Consider the following 16,736-nt stretch of genomic DNA (forward strand, 5'->3'; position numbering starts at 1 on the left):
ACTCTATCAGACTCTTTCGTGTCCGATTCCCCGTCGGAGCGGGGTTCGCTTTCCAGTTCTTCGCTTTCGCGTTTCCCTTTCCGGCGATTCCGACTTTATCAGAAGTTCTTCCAGTCGGATTCCCACCCCCCGGCGCAAGCTCCAGGCACATGGATAACCCGGGCTTCCCGTTCAGGTGGAGCCGTAAACGTACTGGAGCGGGGGGCCTCGAAGCAAATCGAGGCCCCCCGCTCCGGGTACCGCGTCGAACCGTCAGACCTCGACCACCACGGGGAGGATCATCGGGCGCCGGCGGTAGGTGTCGGAGACCCACTTGCCGACCGTGCGGCGGACGAGCTGCTGGATCTGGTGCGGCTCCGCCACGCCGTCCGAGGCCGACCGGGCGATGACCTCCTCCACCTTGGGCAGCACGGCCGAGAACGCGGAGTCCTCGATGCCGGAGCCGCGGGCGTGGAAGTGCGGACCGCCGACGACCTTGCCGGTGGTGGAGTCGACCACCACGAAGACCGAGATGATGCCCTCGTCGCCGAGGATGCGGCGGTCCTTGAGGGATGTCTCCGTCACGTCGCCGACCGAGAGCCCGTCGACGTAGACGTAACCGGCCTGGACCTTGCCCACGATCCTGGCCTTGCCGTCGACCAGGTCGACGACGACGCCGTCCTCCGCGATGACGATGTGGTCCTTGGGAACCCCCGTCAGCGCGCCCAGTTCGGCGTTGGCCCGTAGATGGCGCCATTCGCCGTGGACCGGCATCAGGTTCTTCGGCTTGCAGATGTTGTAGAAGTACAGCAGTTCGCCGGCCGAGGCATGGCCGGAGACATGGACCTTGGCGTTGCCCTTGTGGATGACGTTCGCACCCCATCGGGTCAGGCCGTTGATCACGCGGTAGACCGCGTTCTCGTTGCCCGGAATCAGTGACGACGCGAGGATCACCGTGTCGCCCTGGACGATCCGGATCTGGTGGTCGCGGTTGGCCATCCGGGAGAGCGCGGCCATCGGCTCGCCCTGCGAACCCGTACAGACGAGGACCACTTCGTGGTCCGGGAGGTCGTCGAGCGTCTTGACGTCGACGACCAGGCCCGGCGGGACCCTCAAGTAGCCCAGGTCACGGGCGATGCCCATGTTGCGGACCATCGAACGGCCGACGAAGGCGACCCTCCGCCCGTACTCGTGCGCGGCATCGAGGATCTGCTGGATGCGGTGGACGTGGCTGGCGAAGCTCGCCACGATGATCCGCTTCTGCGCGCTGCCGAAGACCTGGCGCAGGACGTTGGAGATGTCCCGCTCCGGCGGGACGAAGCCCGGCACCTCTGCGTTGGTGGAGTCCGAGAGCAGCAGATCGATGCCCTCCTCGCCGAGCTTGGCGAAGGTGGGCAGGTCGGTCAGCCTGCGGTCCAGCGGGAGCTGGTCCATCTTGAAGTCGCCCGTGTGGACGACCATGCCGGCGGGCGTGCGGATCGCGACCGCCAGGGCGTCCGGAATGGAGTGGTTGACCGCGACGAACTCGCAGTCGAACGGCCCGACGCGCTCGCGGTGACCCTCGGTGACCTCAAGGGTGTACGGGCGGATGCGGTGTTCCTGGAGCTTCGCCTCGATCAGCGCGAGGGTCAGCTTGGAGCCGATCAGCGGGATGTCGGGCTTCAGCCGGAGCAGGTAGGGGACGCCGCCGATGTGGTCCTCGTGGCCGTGCGTGAGCACGACCCCATCGATGTCGTCGAGACGGTCCCTGATGGTGCTGAAGTCCGGCAGGATCAGGTCGATGCCCGGCTGCTCCTCCTCCGGGAAGAGGACGCCGCAGTCGACGATGAGTAGACGGCCGTTGTACTCGAAGACCGTCATGTTGCGGCCGATTTCGCCCAGACCGCCGAGCGGCGTGACGCGCAGGCCGTTCTTGGGCAGCTTCGGCGGGGCGCCGAGTTCAGGATGCGGATGACTCAAAAGACTCTCCTCACCACACACGCCACGTACCGCTGAGGCACGTGGCGCGCGTGACATTCGTGCACTTGCAGTTGTCGGTGTGTACCGATGTACCTGTGTTGACCACGACCCGCGGTTACCGGTCGTGGCCTTTGATCTTGATCTGCTGTGTTCATGTATTCAGTTGTGAAGTCTGTGATCAGAGCTGTACCCCGCCCGCGGCAAGATCGATCTTGAGCTGAGCCGTTTCATGGGCCGACAGCTCGACGAGCGGGAGACGCAGCGGGCCGGCCGGCAGCTTCTGCAGGGTGAGGGCGGCCTTGGTGGTGATCACGCCCTGTGTGCGGAACATGCCGGTGAACACCGGGAGCAGCTTCTGGTGGATCTCCGTGGCCTTCTGGACGTCACCGGTGAGGTGGGCGTCGAGCAGGGCGCGCAGCTCCGGGGTGACCACGTGGCCGACCACGGAGACGAAACCGACCGCGCCGACGGAGAGCAGCGGGAGGTTGAGCATGTCGTCGCCGGAGTACCAGGCGAGGCCGGACTGCGCGATGGCCCAGCTGGCGCGGCCGAGGTCGCCCTTGGCGTCCTTGTTGGCGACGATCCGCGGGTGCTGCGCGAGCCGGACGATGGTCTCGGTGTCGATGGGGACACCGCTGCGGCCTGGGATGTCGTAGAGCATGACCGGCAGGCCGGTGGCGTCGGCGATGGCCGTGAAGTGCCGCAGGAGTCCTTCCTGCGGCGGCTTGTTGTAGTACGGGGTCACGGCGAGGAGGCCGTGCGCTCCGGCGCGTTCCGCCGCGCGGGCCAGCTCCAGGCTGTGCCGGGTGTCGTTGGTGCCGACGCCGGCGACGATGTGGGCCCGGTCTCCTACGGCCTCCAGCACGGCCCGTACGAGCTGGTCTTTCTCCGCATCACTGGTGGTCGGCGACTCACCGGTGGTGCCGTTCAGGATCAGGCCGTCGTTGCCTGCGTCCACCAGATGGACGGCGAGCCGCTGCGCACCGTCGAGGTCGAGTGCGCCGTCAGCCGTGAAGGGCGTGACCATGGCGGTGAGGACCCGCCCGAAGGGGGTCTGCGGAGTGGAGATCGGAGCCATGGGTAACACGCTACTCGCTGCTCAGCTCGCCGTGTCCCCTTGGGGGACGGGACAAGAGGAGCCCGGCACTGCCTGCTCGGGGGTTCAGGCAGTGCCGGGTCCGTTTGATCAGCCTAGATGAACTTCTCGAAACGCCGCAATCCGGACACTTCACCCGACCGACCGTACATCTGTGCCCCGGGCGGCTCGCGTACGCACCCCGGACGGATATCCGGCGACCGGGGAAACCCGCTGGATCCCGGTCCTCCCAAGGGGAGTGGCTCCGGTGCGGCTCCCCTACGGCGCGACACGGCCGTTCATGTTGAAAGCCGCGTGGGTGAGCGGCATGAGCTTCGCCCAGTGCTCCTCCATCCGCTCCCCGACCATCTCGATCTCCCGCTGCGGGAAGGAGGGAACCTTCGCCTGTTCGTGCTGGGTGCGCAGGCCGAGGAAGTGCATCAGCGAGCGTGCGTTGCACGTCGCGTACATCGAGGAGAAGAGGCCGACGGGCAGCGCCGCGCGGGCCACCTCGCGGGCCACTCCCGCGGCCAGCATTTCCTGGTACGCCTCGTACGCCTGGACGTACGCGTTCTCCAGCGTGCGCTCCGTAAGGGCCTGCTGGGCCTCGCTCCCGGCCACGAACTCGTACTTTCCGGGGCGGCCCTGCTGGACGAGCTTGCGGTCCTCCCCCGGGACGTAGAAGACCGGCTGCAGCTCCCGGTAACGGCCGGACTCCTCGTTGTACGACCAGCCGACGCGATGGCGCATGAACTCGCGGAAGACGAAGATCGGGGCGCTGATGAAGAAGGTCATCGAGTTGTGCTCGAACGGGCTGCCGTGGCGGTCCCGCATCAGGAAATTGATCAGGCCCTTCGAGCGCTCGGGATCCTTCGTCAGCTCCTCGAGGGAGTGCTCGCCCGCGGTGGAGACGCGCGCGGCCCACAGCACGTCGGAGTCGCCCGCGGCGTGCTTCACGAGCTCCACGGTGACATCGCTGCGGAAGCTCGGTTTGGTCTCGGTGGGGGTGTCGCTCACCGGCGGGGTCCTTCCAGTCGCGTCGCTCGGGCGGCGCCCACTCTACGGCGCGGCACCGACACCGGGCGGCGCCGACCGCCGCGCGCGGCGGTCCGCCAGCCGCACGCGGCGTCGGCCACGGGCGGTGCTCCTCGGCCAATCCGGGGAATTCGGGCACCGATTGGCGCTGTTGTTCGTCAGAAGAAGTAGCAATCGACACACCAGCGGCGTTACGCATCACGACCGCACCAGACCACAAGGAGGAGTCCCTCCATGTTCCGCCGGCGAGAGGCCGTCCCGTTCACATTCGTCGCCGAGGCCGACCGCTTCCGCAGTAATGTCACTCCCCCGCCCAGAGAACGCGCCAGCACCTCGCAGCTCGTCGGCCGTACGCTGATCGGGCTCACGGTCGCGGCCGGCTTCGCCGGTGCGCTGCTCCTCGGGATGCCGTCGCTGGACACGGCCCAGTCGTCCGGCCATTCCCAGCAGTCGGAAGCCTCACAGGGCCGCTGACACATCCGGCCCCCCTGGGGTGGTCCGGGCAGGGGCCTGATCGATAACCTCACCGGGCACAGCAATCGAGCGTGCTTGTGAGTGAGGATCAGTCGTGCCCCTGCCCTTCCTGACGGCCGACCGGGCGTTTGACGCGACCACCGACGATGTCGCACTGCCCTTCGACGATCATGATCATTGGCGGCGTCCGTACCGCCCGGGCCCGTGGCGGGTGGCGGCGTCCGCGCTGCTTCTGCTGCTGGCCTCGTTCGTTCTGCTCGCGGCGATGGTCACCGCCTTCGCGGGCGAGATGTCGGGCGCCGCGTTCTGCCTGGGACTCGCCGCCGTCGGCATCGCCGTCGCACTGCGGCTGCTGCGCGTCGGCGCGTGGGTGAGCCGCCACGGCGTACGGCGCGTGGCCCTGCTCCGTACGACGACCCTGCCGTGGAACCACGCCACCGCCGTACGGACGGTCCAGCAGCCGGTGCGCTGGCTCGGGCTGCCCCGCACCGTCCAGGGACAGGCGCTGGTCGTCGTACGCCGTCAGGGTGAACCCCTGCCGCTGCTCACCGACCACAACGCCGACTTCCTGTCCCGTACGGAGGCGTTCGACCGGGCGGCCGACACGGTCGAGGCGTGGGGCCACGAGTACCGCGGAGCCTGAGCGGAAACGACGCCCCGCGCATGACGGAGCGACGGAGCGGGGCCCGGCCACTGTGGCCGGGCCCCGCTCCGTCGCGTACGCGGCGTACGGGGTACCGGCGGCGCCGTACGCGCAGGTCAGCCGCGCCGTACGGGGCGCGGGCGGTCAGGCCTGGACGGGCCGGCCGTCGTGGAGCGCGATGGCCCGCTGCATCGCCTTGCGGGCGCGCGGGGTGTCCCGGGCGTCGTGGTAGGCGACCGCCAGCCGGAACCAGCAGCGCCAGTCGTCCGGCGCGTCCTCCGTCTCGGCGCGGCGCGCCGCGAAGACGGCGTCCGCCGAGTCCCGGTCGATGCGCCCGCCCACCGTACGGACCAGCTCGTCGACGGGCAGCCCGCCCTCGGCCTCCAGCTTCGCCGCGAGCCGGTTCGCGCGGTGGACGAACCGGGTGTTCATCCAGAGGAACCAGACGCCGATGACGGGCAGGATCAGCACCGCGACACCGAAGGTGACGGTGAGCACCGTGCCGTGCTCGATCAGCAGCACGCCGCGGCTGCCGACCAGGACGAAATAGACGACCAGAACGGCGGCCGTGACACAGTAGGTGATCTTCGCGCGCATGACGGTCAGCCCAGGTCGAGGAAGTGTTCGAGCCCGACGGTGAGCCCCGGGGTGCTCCCCACGCGCCGTACGCCGAGCAGGATGCCCGGCATGAAGCTGCTGTGGTGCAGCGAGTCGTGGCGGATGGTGAGGGTCTCGCCCTCACCGCCCAGGATGGTCTCCTGGTGCGCGAGGAGGCCGCGCAGCCGTACGGAGTGCACCGGTACGCCGTCGACGTCGGCGCCGCGCGCCCCGTCCAGCGCGGTGACCGTCGCGTCGGGCTGCGGGGCGCTGCCCGCCTCGGCGCGGGCGGCGGCGATGAGCTGCGCGGTGCGGGTGGCGGTCCCGGAGGGCGCGTCTGCCTTGTTCGGGTGGTGCAGCTCGATGACCTCGACGGACTCGAAGTAACGGGCGGCCGTCTCGGAGAACTTCATGGTGAGGACCGCGCCGATGGAGAAGTTCGCCGCGATCAGCACCCCCGTCCGCGGGGAGGCGTCGAGCGAGGTGTGCAGCTGCGCGAGCCGTTCGTCGGTCCAGCCCGTGGTACCGACGACCGCGTGGATGCCGTGGCGTACGCAGAAGTCGAGGTTGCCCATCACCGAGGCCGGGGTGGTCAGCTCCACCACGACCTCGGCGCCGGCCTCCACCAGGCCCTCCAGCCGGTCGCCCCGGCCGAGGGCCGCGACCAGTTCGAGGTCCTCGGCGGCTTCGACGGCCCGTACGGCCTCGGCACCGATACGGCCCTTCGCGCCCAGAACGGCCACGCGCAGCTTGCTCATTGCTCTGTTTCCTTCACCTTCGGGGGTACGGCCCGGCCGGGCGGCCCGGTCAGGAGACCGCTTCGTCAAGGCGGGCGGCCTGCTTGTCCTTCAGCGGTCCGATGACGGACAGCGAGGGACGCTGTCCCAGTACATCGCGGGCGACCGCGCGTATCTCGTCGGGGGTGACCGCCGCTATCCGGGTCAGCATCTCGTCGACGGACATCTGGGCGCCCCAGCAAAGCTCGCTCTTGCCGATGCGGTTCATCAGCGCGCCGGTGTCCTCCAGGCCGAGGACGGTGGCGCCGGAGAGCTGGCCGACGGCGCGCCCGATCTCCTCGTCGGCGAGGCCGTCCGCCGCGACACGGTCCAGCTCGTCGCGGCAGATCTTCAGGACGTCGTGGACCTGGCTCGGGCGGCAGCCCGCGTAGACCCCGAAGAGGCCGCAGTCGGCGAAGCCCGAGGTGTACGAGTAGACGCTGTACGCGAGCCCGCGCTTCTCCCGTACCTCCTGGAAGAGGCGCGAACTCATGCCACCGCCGAGCGCTGTGTTCAGTACGCCGAGGGCCCAGCGGCGCTCGTCGGTACGGGAGAGGCCCGGCATGCCGAGGACGACATGGGCCTGCTCCGTCCTGCGGTTCAGCACCTCGACCCGGCCCGCGGCCCGTACGGCGCGGCTGCCGTCGCGCGGCGCGACGGGGACGGCGTCCGTACGGGAGAGCGCGCCGGCCCGGTCGAACGCCTTGCGGACCTGGCGCACCACCGTGGCGTGGTCGACGTTGCCCGCCGCGGCGACGACGAGGCGTGTCGGGTCGTAGTGCTTCCGGTAGAAGCGGGTGATCCGGTCGCGGTCCAGGGCGTTGACGGTGTCCACGGTGCCGAGGACGGGGCGCCCGAGGGGGGTGTCGCCGAACATGGTCTGCGCGAACAGGTCGTGCACGCAGTCGCCCGGGTCGTCCTCGGTCATCGCGATCTCTTCGAGGATGACACCGCGCTCGGCGTCGACGTCCGCCGCCTCGATGAGCGAGCCGGTGAGCATGTCGCAGACGACGTCGATGGCGAGGGGCAGGTCGGTGTCGAGTACCCGCGCGTAGTAGCAGGTGTACTCCTTGGCGGTGAACGCGTTCATCTCACCGCCGACCGCGTCGATCGCGGAGGAGATGTCGAGGGCACTGCGCCGCTCCGTGCCTTTGAAGAGCAGGTGCTCCAGATAGTGCGTGGCGCCGTTGAGGGCGGGGGTCTCGTCGCGGGAGCCGACCTGTACCCAGATGCCGAAGGTCGCGGAGCGCACCGACGGCAGGGTTTCGGTGACCACGCGCAGGCCGCCGGGGAGGGTCGTACGGCGGACCGTACCGATCCCGTTCTCGCCCTTGAGCAGGGTTTGGGTACGGGCGACGGCCCGCGCCTCGGAGGAGGTGCGGGCCGTCGTCCTGGAGCTGGATGTCACTGGGAAGCGTCGTCCTTCGCGTCCTCGGACTCGGTGGACTCCTCGCCCTCGATCACGGGGATGAGGGAGAGCTTGCCGCGCTGGTCGATCTCGGCGATCTCGACCTGGACCTTCTGGCCCACCCCGAGGACGTCCTCGACGTTCTCGACGCGCTTGCCGCCCGCGAGCTTGCGGATCTGCGAGATGTGCAGCAGTCCGTCCTTGCCCGGGAGCAGCGACACGAACGCGCCGAAGGTGGTCGTCTTGACGACCGTGCCCAGGTAGCGCTCGCCGACCTCCGGCATGGTCGGGTTGGCGATGCCGTTGATCGTGGCGCGGGCGGCCTCGGCGGCCGGTCCGTCGGCGGCACCGATGTAGATCGTGCCGTCGTCCTCGATCGTGATGTCGGCGCCGGTGTCCTCCTGGATCTGGTTGATCATCTTGCCCTTGGGGCCGATGACCTCGCCGATCTTGTCCACGGGGATCTTGACGGTGATGATCCGCGGGGCGTTCGGGGACATCTCGTCCGGGACGTCGATGGCCTCGTTCATCACGTCGAGGATGTGGAGGCGGGCGTCGCGGGCCTGCTTCAGCGCGGCGGCCAGGACCGAGGCGGGGATGCCGTCGAGCTTGGTGTCGAGCTGGAGCGCGGTGACGAACGTCTTCGTACCGGCGACCTTGAAGTCCATGTCGCCGTAGGCGTCCTCCGCACCGAGGATGTCGGTGAGGGCGACGTAGTGGGTCTTGCCGTCGATCTCCTGGGAGATCAGGCCCATGGCGATACCGGCGACGGGGGCCTTGAGCGGCACACCGGCGTTCAGCAGCGACATGGTGGAGGCGCAGACCGAGCCCATCGACGTCGAGCCGTTGGAGCCCAGCGCCTCGGAGACCTGGCGGATCGCGTACGGGAACTCCTCGCGCGTCGGGAGCACCGGCACGATGGCGCGCTCGGCGAGCGCGCCGTGGCCGATCTCGCGGCGCTTCGGGGAGCCGACGCGGCCGGTCTCACCGACGGAGTACGGCGGGAAGTTGTAGTTGTGCATGTAGCGCTTGCGCGTCACCGGGGAGAGGGTGTCGAGCTGCTGCTCCATGCGGAGCATGTTGAGGGTGGTGACGCCCAGGATCTGCGTCTCGCCACGCTCGAACAGCGCGGAGCCGTGCACCCGCGGGATGGCCTCGACCTCGGCGGCGAGCGTACGGATGTCCGTGACGCCGCGGCCGTCGATGCGGACCTTGTCCTTGATGACGCGCTCGCGGACCAGGGACTTCGTCAGCGCGCGGTAGGCGCCGGAGATCTCCTTCTCGCGCCCCTCGAACTGCGGGAGCAGCTTCTCGGCGGCGAGCTCCTTGACGCGGTCCAGCTCGGCCTCGCGGTCCTGCTTGCCCGCGATGGTGAGCGCCTGGGCCAGCTCGGACCGGACGGCCGCGGTGAGGGCCTCCAGGACGTCGTCCTGGTAGTCGAGGAAGACCGGGAACTCGCCGGTGGGCTTGGCGGCCTTGGCGGCGAGGTCGGCCTGGGCCTTGCAGAGCGCCTTGATGAAGGGCTTCGCGGCTTCCAGACCGGCGGCGACGACCTCTTCGGTGGGCGCGTCGGCGCCGTCCTTGACGAGCTGGATGGTCTTCGTGGTGGCCTCGGCCTCGACCATCATGATCGCGACGTCGCCGTCCTCCAGGACCCGGCCGGCGACGACCATGTCGAAGACGGCGTCCTCCAGCTCGGTGTGGGTCGGGAAGGCGACCCACTGGCCCTTGATCAGCGCGACACGGGTGCCGCCGATCGGGCCGGAGAAGGGCAGGCCCGCGAGCTGCGTGGAGCAGGAGGCGGCGTTGATCGCGACCACGTCGTACAGGTGGTCGGGGTTGAGCGCCATGATCGTCTCGACGATCTGGATCTCGTTGCGCAGGCCCTTCTTGAAGGAGGGGCGCAGCGGGCGGTCGATGAGGCGGCAGGTGAGGATCGCGTCCTCGGAGGGCCGGCCCTCACGGCGGAAGAAGGAGCCGGGGATCTTGCCGGCCGCGTACTGCCGCTCCTCGACGTCCACCGTGAGGGGGAAGAAGTCGAGCTGGTCCTTGGGCTTCTTGGAGGCGGTGGTGGCCGACAGCACCATGGTGTCGTCGTCCAGGTACGCGACGGCGGAACCGGCGGCCTGCTTGGCCAGGCGGCCCGTCTCGAAGCGGATGGTGCGGGTGCCGAAGGTTCCGTTGTCGATGACGGCCTCGGCGTAGTGGGTCTCGTTCTCCACTAGTGATTTCTCCTCGTCTTCGTCCGGTGCCCGTGTGGCAGGGGACGTGGCGGAGGAGCGCTCCTTGGTGCGGGCCGGTCTTCGATCGAAGCTCCCGGGGCGGTGGCATGGGCCGCGCCTTTCCGGGCGCCACTACCGAGGACCGGCGGCGGTGGAGATCGCTCCCCCTCTTCAGTTTGCGCTCATGCGCTCGTGCTCTTCGGTTGTGCTCGTGCGTCCAGGTTACTGAGCCCGGCCGCGGGATGGCATTCCGGCCGTCCCCGGCGAGGCGTCCGCTCCGCCTCCGGTACGGGGTCCACGGTGGCCGCGGAAGGCAGCGTCCCCGTGAGGACTCGTACGTACGGCGTGATGGCCGGTACGTACAACCCCGTACATACGGCGAAGGGAGCGGTTCCCTGGACGGGGGAACCGCTCCCTCTCACGGCGTGCTACTTGGCGCCGCCGGCCGCACCGCGGCGGATGCCCAGGCGGTCGACCAGCGCACGGAAGCGCTGGATGTCCTTCTTGGCCAGGTACTGGAGCAGGCGGCGGCGCTGCCCGACCAGGATGAGCAGGCCACGGCGCGAGTGGTGGTCGTGCTTGTGGAGCTTGAGGTGCTCGGTCAGGTCCGAGATCCGGCGCGACAGCATGGCGACCTGGACCTCGGGGGAGCCGGTGTCACCTTCCTTGGTGCCGAACTCGGTCATGATCTGCTTCTTCGTAGCGGCGTCGAGCGACACGCGTACTCCTCGTGAGTCTTCTTGGCCACCGAGTGCCCCAGGTCGAATACTCTGGGGAGCTTCCGTTACTCGGGAGGCGGGAGATCCGTTGCGCGCCGACCGCCGGGCCAGGGGCTTCAGCGGTCACATACACAAACGGCCGTTGCCCAGGGTATCAGCCCCGGGGTGGGATGCTCGCGGCGGTCAGCCGGTGAGCGCGCGGGCCGCGCTGAAGACGTCGAGCACGGCGAGGCAGAGCGGGACCAGCGAGAGCAGCACCGCGCCCTCGGCGAGGTCGAGGAGGCGTCCCCAGAACGGGGAGAGCCCCTTGCGCGGGATGATCAGGCCGATCGCGGTGATCAGGGCGGCGCCGGCGGCGACGCTCGCGGTGAGCCAGATCGTACGGATGTCGAGGGCGCCGCGGTCCCCGTACATCAGCAGTTCCCTGACGTGGTCGGCGGGCGGGTTCAGTGAGAGCCCCAGGACCAGCAGGGCGATCGCGGCGATGCCCGCGGTGAGCGCGCAGACGACCTGGGAGGTGTAGCGGAACAGGCGGGCGCGCAGCAGGGTCGCCAGGCCCGCCGTGAGGGCGAGGAGCTGGGCCCAGACGCTGTCCGAGAAGCCGAGGACCGCGGCGGAGCCTACGACGACCGCCGCGCAGCCGCCGACCAGGCCGAGGAGCATCTCGTGGCCGCGGCGGGCCTGTGCGGCGATACGCGCGGCGTCGACGGGCTCGGCGTCGGGGGCGGTGTCCGGGTCGCCGGCCGGGTCGTACGCGTCGGACATGCCGTCGGAGGCGCCGTCCCCGGCGGCGCGCGGCGAGGCGTAGCCGATGGGGAGGCGGGCGAAGCGCGCGGAGAGGCCGGGCAGGAAGGCGACGAGGCCGACGGCGACGGGGACGCACACGGCCGCGGTGTCGGTGGCCGACGCCTCGGTGAGGATCATGACGAACGTGGCGAGGGTGCCGACGGTCGCCAGGAACGTGGCGGCGACGAAGGGCGCGTCGCCGCTCGGGGTGAGCGCGACGAGGATGACGGACGCGACGAGGACGGTGACGCACCCGAGCAGGAACTGGAGCCGGCCGGGCCCCTGCCCCGGGTCGGGGGCGAGGATGCCGGAGCCCGCGATGAGCAGCAGGGGCAGCGCGCCGAGGCCGAGCGCGACGGCGGAGGCGCGGTCCGCGTACACCCGGCCCCGTACGCCCGCGAAGGCGGTCAGCAGGACGCCGGCGACGCCCGCGATGATGCCGGGCAGGCCGTGCATGTCGTGGCGTACGGGGTCGGCGAACCACAGGACGAAGCCCATGAGCACGAGGAGCAGGACCCCGCCGACGAGGCCGGCGCCGCGCAGCAGGTCGTCGCTCCAGAGGTGGCGGTCGCGGCGTACGGCGGAGGCGACGGCGTCCGAGACGTCGTCGAAGACGGCGGGCGGCAGGGACTCGGCGAAGGGGCGCAGGCTGAGGATCTCGCCGTCGAGCACCTGCTGCGCGGCGAGGGTGCGGGCGCCGTCGAGGACGGTGCCGTCGCGCCGCACGAGGTGGTAGCCGGTGGGCGTGCCCGCCGTCTGGGTCTGGCCGGTGAGCCGCAGGATCTCCGGATGGACGTCGGCGACGGCGATGTCCTCCGGGAGCGCGACATCAATCCTGCTGTCCGGCGCCACGACAGTGACGCGGCAGAAGCCGGTCGCTGCGGTCGTACTCACGTGTCTGTTCCCCCTGATTCGCGGTTGCGCACGGTGCGCGCGTCACCCTACCGGGAGGGGTGCGGTGCGGCTGCACGTAGGATCACGGTCGCGCGGAGCGACGCCGTCGCCACGGGGGCGCCGGTACGGAATCGCCCGTCCGTCTTGAGGGATTGATACGCCGGTGAGCCAGATCATTGTCAAACGCCCGCCACGTTCCCTTCCGCCGGAAGTGCCCTCGGATGCGCTGACCTTGGAAGCGCCGCCCGAACTGCCGCGTGGTCAGCAGGAGGGCATGCTGATGCAGATCCTGCCGGTGCTCGGCATGGGCTCGTCGGTGGTCTTCTTCTTCTCGCCCCAAGCGCCGCCGTTCATGCGGATCATGGGCGTTCTGATGCTGTTCTCGACGGTCGCGATGATCGGCGCGCAGATCGTCAGATACCGCCGGGGTACGCAGGGGCAAATTGCCGACGTACGGCGCGACTATCTCAAGTATCTGGCGCAGACGCGGCGTACGGTGCGCAGGACGGCGCGGGCGCAGCGCGACGCGCAGCTCTATCTGCACCCCTCCCCCGAGCAGCTGTGGTCGGTGGTTGCCGAGGGGTCGCGGGTGTGGGAACGCCGCGTCGGCGACAAGGACTTCGGCCAGGCACGGATCGGGCTGGGGGCGCAGCAGCTCGCGACGCCGCTGGTGGCGCCGGACACGGCGCCGGTGGACGAGCTGGAGCCGCTGTGCGCGGGGGCGATGCAGCGGTTCCTCGCGGTGCACGGCTCGTTGGACGGGCTGCCCATGGCGGTGTCGATGCGCGCCTTCTACCACGTGACGGTCTCCGGTGAGCAGGAGTCGGCGCAGGCCGCGGCGCGGGCGCTGGTCGCCCAGTTGGTGACGCTGCACTCCTGCGAGGACCTGATGGTCGCGGTGGTGGTGTCGCCGGGCGCGGCGGGGCGCTGGGAGTGGACGAAGTGGCTGCCCCACACGCAGGCGCCGGGGCAGATCGACGGGGCCGGTACGAAGCGGCTGTTCGGCGACGACCTCGGGGAGCTCGAAGAGCTGCTGCGGAGCCGTCTGGAGGGGCGGGGGCGGTTCGGCAGGGACGCGTCGCCGGTGCTCGACCAGCCGCATGTGGTCGTCGTGCTCGATGGCGGGATGGTGCCGCCGGACTCGCTCTTCGCGGCGGCCGAGGGCGTCCAGGGCGTGACGATCGTCGAGGTGGTGCCGGGGGAGCTGGACGAGCCGCGGGGCGGCCTCTCGGTGGTCGTACGGCCCGGGCGGCTGCGGCTGGAGTCCGGCGGGGGCGTGGCGTACGAGGGGATGCCCGACGGGATCTCGCTGCCCGCGGCGGAGGCGCTGGCCCGCCAGCTCGCGCCGTTGCGTACGGGCGGGGGCGACGACGACGAACCGCTGCTGGCCAACCTGGACTTCACGGATCTGCTCGGTCTGGGCGACGCGGGCGCCGTGGACGTGGCCCGTACCTGGCGGCCCCGTTCGACGGCGGAGCGGCTGCGGGTGCCGATCGGGGTCGGTGAGGACGGCGGTCCGGTGATGCTGGACCTGAAGGAGGCCGCGCAGGAGGGCATGGGGCCGCACGGGCTGTGTGTCGGCGCGACGGGGTCGGGGAAGTCGGAGCTGCTGCGCACGCTGGTGCTGGGGCTGGCGGTCACGCACTCCTCGGAGACGCTGAACTTCGTTCTCGCCGACTTCAAAGGAGGTGCCACGTTCGCGGGGATGTCGCAGATGCCGCACGTGGCGGCGGTCATCACCAACCTGGCGGACGACTTGACGCTGGTGGACCGCATGGGGGACGCGATCCGCGGTGAGCTGCAGCGCCGTCAGGAGCTGCTGCGTTCGGCCGGCAACTACGCCAACATCCATGACTACGAGAAGGCGCGGGCGGCGGGCGCCGCGCTGGAGCCGCTGGCCTCGCTGGTCCTGGTCATCGACGAGTTCTCCGAGCTGCTGACGGCGAAGCCCGACTTCATCGACATGTTCATCCAGATCGGCCGGATCGGCCGTTCGCTGGGCGTGCATCTGCTGCTGGCCTCGCAGCGGCTGGAGGAGGGCAAGCTGCGCGGTCTCGACACGTACCTCTCGTACCGCATCGGTCTGCGCACCTTCTCGGCGGCGGAGTCCCGTACGGCACTGGGGGTGCCGGACGCGTACCACCTGCCGTCGGTGCCGGGCTCGGGGTATCTGAAGTTCGGTACGGACGAGATGACGCGGTTCAAGGCGGCGTACGTCTCGGGTACGTACCGCGCGGGCGGGCCGGACCTGTCGGTGGGGCAGCTTCCCGTCGAGCGGCGGCCGGTGCTGTTCACGGCGGCGCCGGTGCCGGTGGTGTACGCGGCGCCGGACCCGGCGGCGGTGTTCGTACCGGCGTCGGAGGACGACGCGCTGGCGGACACGGTGCTCGACGTCATCGTGCGCCGGCTGGACGGGCAGGGGGTGCCGGCGCACCAGGTGTGGCTGCCGCCGCTGGACGAGGCGCCGACGCTGGACCAGTTGCTGCCGGGGATCGCGGTGACGGAGGCGCGCGGGCTGAACGCGACGGAGTACTCGCGTCCCGGCGGGCTGACCGTGCCGCTCGGTCTGATCGACAAGCCTTTCGAGCAGCGCCGTGAGGTGCTCTACCGGGACTTCTCCGGGGCGGCCGGTCACATGCTGGTGGTGGGCGGTCCGCAGTCCGGCAAGTCGACGCTGATGCGCACGCTGATCTCGTCGTTCGCGCTCACCCATACGCCGCGGGAGGTGCAGTTCTACGCGCTGGACTTCGGCGGTGGCGGGCTCTCCTCGCTGGCGGAGCTGCCGCATGTGGGCGGGGTCGCCTCGCGGCTGGATCCGGAGCGGGTGCGGCGCACCGTCGCGGAGGTGCTGGGCGTGCTCAACCGGCGGGAGGAGTTCTTCCGCGCGAACGGCATCGACTCGATCGCCACCTTCCGGCGCAAGCGGGCGGCTGGAGAGCTGCCCGGCGAGGCGTGGGGCGATGTCTTCCTGGTCATCGACGGCTGGGGCGGCTTCAGGAACGACTACGACATGCTGGAGCCGATCATCTCCGACATCGCCGCGCGCGGTCTCGGCTACGGCGTCCACGTCGTGGTCACCGCCGCGCGCTACATGGAGGTGCGGGCGGCGCTCAAGGACCAGATGCTCGGCCGGCTGGAGCTGCGGCTCGGCGATGTCATGGACTCCGAGTTCGACCGCAAGGTCGCGGCGAACGTCCCGCAGGGGGTGCCGGGCCGCGGGCAGGTGCCGCAGAAGCTGCACTTCATGAGCGGGCTGCCGCGGGTCGACGGGGTGAGCGACGCGGCGGACCTCTCGGAGGGGACGGCGTCGTTCGTACGGGCGGCGCGGACGCACTGGGCGGGCCCGTCGGCCCCGACGGTGCGGCTGCTGCCGCGCAAGCTCCCCGCCGACCAGTTGCCGAAGGGGTTCGAGTTCCCGCAGTCCGGCATCGCGGTCGCGATCGACGAGACCAATCTGGAGCCGGTGTTCGTCGACTTCGAGACCGACCCGTTCTTCCTGGTCTTCGGCGAGAGCGAGTCGGGCAAGACCAACCTGCTGCGGCTGATCGCGAAGCAGCTCGCCGAGCGGTACACACCCGACCAGGCGAAGTTCGTGGTCGGCGACTACCGGCGGACGCTGCTGGGTGCGCTGTCGGAGCAGCATCTGCTGGAGTACGCGCCGATGGCCTCGTCCCTGCAGATGCACATGGAGGCGTTGAGCGGCGTCTTCTCACGCCGCCAGCCCCCGACGGACGTCACGCCGCAGCAGCTCAGGGACAGGAGCTGGTGGACCGGGCCGCAGATCTTCATCATCATCGACGACTACGACCTGGTGGCGACCAACTCGGGGAACCCGCTGGCCCCACTGGCCGAATACCTGCCCTTCGCCCGGGACACCGGGGTCCGCTTCATCATCGCGCGGAACGCCGCAGGCGCCTCCCGCGCCCTGTACGAGCCGTTCATGCAGCGCGTGCTGGAACTGGGCGCCCAGGGCGTGGTCCTGTCGGGCGACCCGTCGGAGGGCGACCTGATCGGCCGCGTACGGGCGACCCCGATGCCGCCGGGCCGCGGCTACTTCGCGTCGCGGCGGCGCGGCAATCCGCTGGTACAGACGGGCCGGCTGCCGGGCGTGTGAGACGCACGGGCGTGTGAGACGCATGAGTGTGTGTGAGGCGCATGAGCTGGGCGCG

The 16,736-nt window shown here is 70.2% G+C and carries 12 protein-coding genes; 3 read left to right on the top strand and 9 right to left on the bottom strand.

The window, feature by feature from the left end:
* Positions 1–252 precede the first annotated feature (252 nt).
* The 3 genes from ACFXKG_RS27120 to thyX all read right to left on the bottom strand — a co-directional run bounded on the left by ACFXKG_RS27120 (position 253) and on the right by thyX (position 4,030).
* Complete coding sequence (locus ACFXKG_RS27120) at positions 253–1,938, bottom strand: ribonuclease J (protein ID WP_384844289.1); 1,686 nt, start codon at positions 1,936–1,938, stop codon at positions 253–255.
* A gap of 178 nt (positions 1,939–2,116) precedes the next feature.
* On the bottom strand, positions 2,117–3,016 hold the full coding sequence (dapA, locus tag ACFXKG_RS27125; protein WP_365819778.1) for a 4-hydroxy-tetrahydrodipicolinate synthase: 900 nt from the start codon (positions 3,014–3,016) through the stop codon (positions 2,117–2,119).
* A gap of 276 nt (positions 3,017–3,292) precedes the next feature.
* Positions 3,293–4,030 (bottom strand): FAD-dependent thymidylate synthase, encoded by a 738-nt coding sequence (thyX, locus tag ACFXKG_RS27130; protein WP_384844292.1) that lies wholly within the window; start codon positions 4,028–4,030, stop codon positions 3,293–3,295.
* Positions 4,031–4,282: 252 nt separating this feature from the next.
* On the opposite strand from thyX, the gene ACFXKG_RS27135 reads away from it, so the two are divergent.
* Positions 4,283–4,522, top strand: coding sequence for a hypothetical protein (locus ACFXKG_RS27135; protein ID WP_384844295.1), 240 nt, complete (start codon positions 4,283–4,285; stop codon positions 4,520–4,522).
* A 94-nt stretch (positions 4,523–4,616) separates the two neighbouring features.
* On the top strand, positions 4,617–5,165 hold the full coding sequence (locus ACFXKG_RS27140) for a hypothetical protein (RefSeq protein ID WP_384844297.1): 549 nt from the start codon (positions 4,617–4,619) through the stop codon (positions 5,163–5,165).
* Positions 5,166–5,309: 144 nt separating this feature from the next.
* Here ACFXKG_RS27140 and ACFXKG_RS27145 read toward each other — a convergent pair whose 3' ends face one another.
* From ACFXKG_RS27145 to eccD, 6 genes are all read right to left on the bottom strand, one after another.
* Positions 5,310–5,762, bottom strand: a complete 453-nt coding sequence (locus ACFXKG_RS27145; protein ID WP_384844300.1) for a hypothetical protein — start codon at positions 5,760–5,762, stop codon at positions 5,310–5,312.
* Positions 5,763–5,767: 5 nt separating this feature from the next.
* Positions 5,768–6,520 carry a 4-hydroxy-tetrahydrodipicolinate reductase gene (gene dapB / locus ACFXKG_RS27150; RefSeq protein ID WP_384844303.1) on the bottom strand — a complete coding sequence of 251 codons (753 nt, stop codon included), beginning with the start codon at positions 6,518–6,520 and terminating at the stop codon, positions 5,768–5,770.
* A 49-nt stretch (positions 6,521–6,569) separates the two neighbouring features.
* Positions 6,570–7,946, bottom strand: a complete 1,377-nt coding sequence (locus tag ACFXKG_RS27155) for a M16 family metallopeptidase (RefSeq protein WP_384844306.1) — start codon at positions 7,944–7,946, stop codon at positions 6,570–6,572.
* Entirely contained in the window at positions 7,943–10,168 is a 2,226-nt protein-coding gene (locus tag ACFXKG_RS27160) for a polyribonucleotide nucleotidyltransferase (protein WP_382892659.1), read from the bottom strand. The genes ACFXKG_RS27155 and ACFXKG_RS27160 overlap by 4 nt, the downstream gene beginning before the upstream one ends.
* Before the next feature lie 428 nt (positions 10,169–10,596).
* Complete coding sequence (gene rpsO, locus ACFXKG_RS27165; protein WP_319685150.1) at positions 10,597–10,887, bottom strand: 30S ribosomal protein S15; 291 nt, start codon at positions 10,885–10,887, stop codon at positions 10,597–10,599.
* Positions 10,888–11,070: 183 nt separating this feature from the next.
* The gene (gene eccD / locus ACFXKG_RS27170; RefSeq protein ID WP_384844310.1) at positions 11,071–12,567 is read right to left on the bottom strand and encodes a type VII secretion integral membrane protein EccD; all 1,497 of its coding nucleotides are present in this window, start codon (positions 12,565–12,567) and stop codon (positions 11,071–11,073) included.
* Positions 12,568–12,730: 163 nt separating this feature from the next.
* Here eccD and eccCa point away from each other — a divergent pair, with 163 nt between their 5' ends.
* Complete coding sequence (gene eccCa / locus ACFXKG_RS27175) at positions 12,731–16,681, top strand: type VII secretion protein EccCa (protein ID WP_384844313.1); 3,951 nt, start codon at positions 12,731–12,733, stop codon at positions 16,679–16,681.
* The last annotated feature ends 55 nt before the right edge of the window (positions 16,682–16,736 follow it).

It is taken from the genome of Streptomyces sp. NPDC059255, assembly GCF_042752355.1.
Lineage (GTDB): Bacteria > Actinomycetota > Actinomycetes > Streptomycetales > Streptomycetaceae > Streptomyces.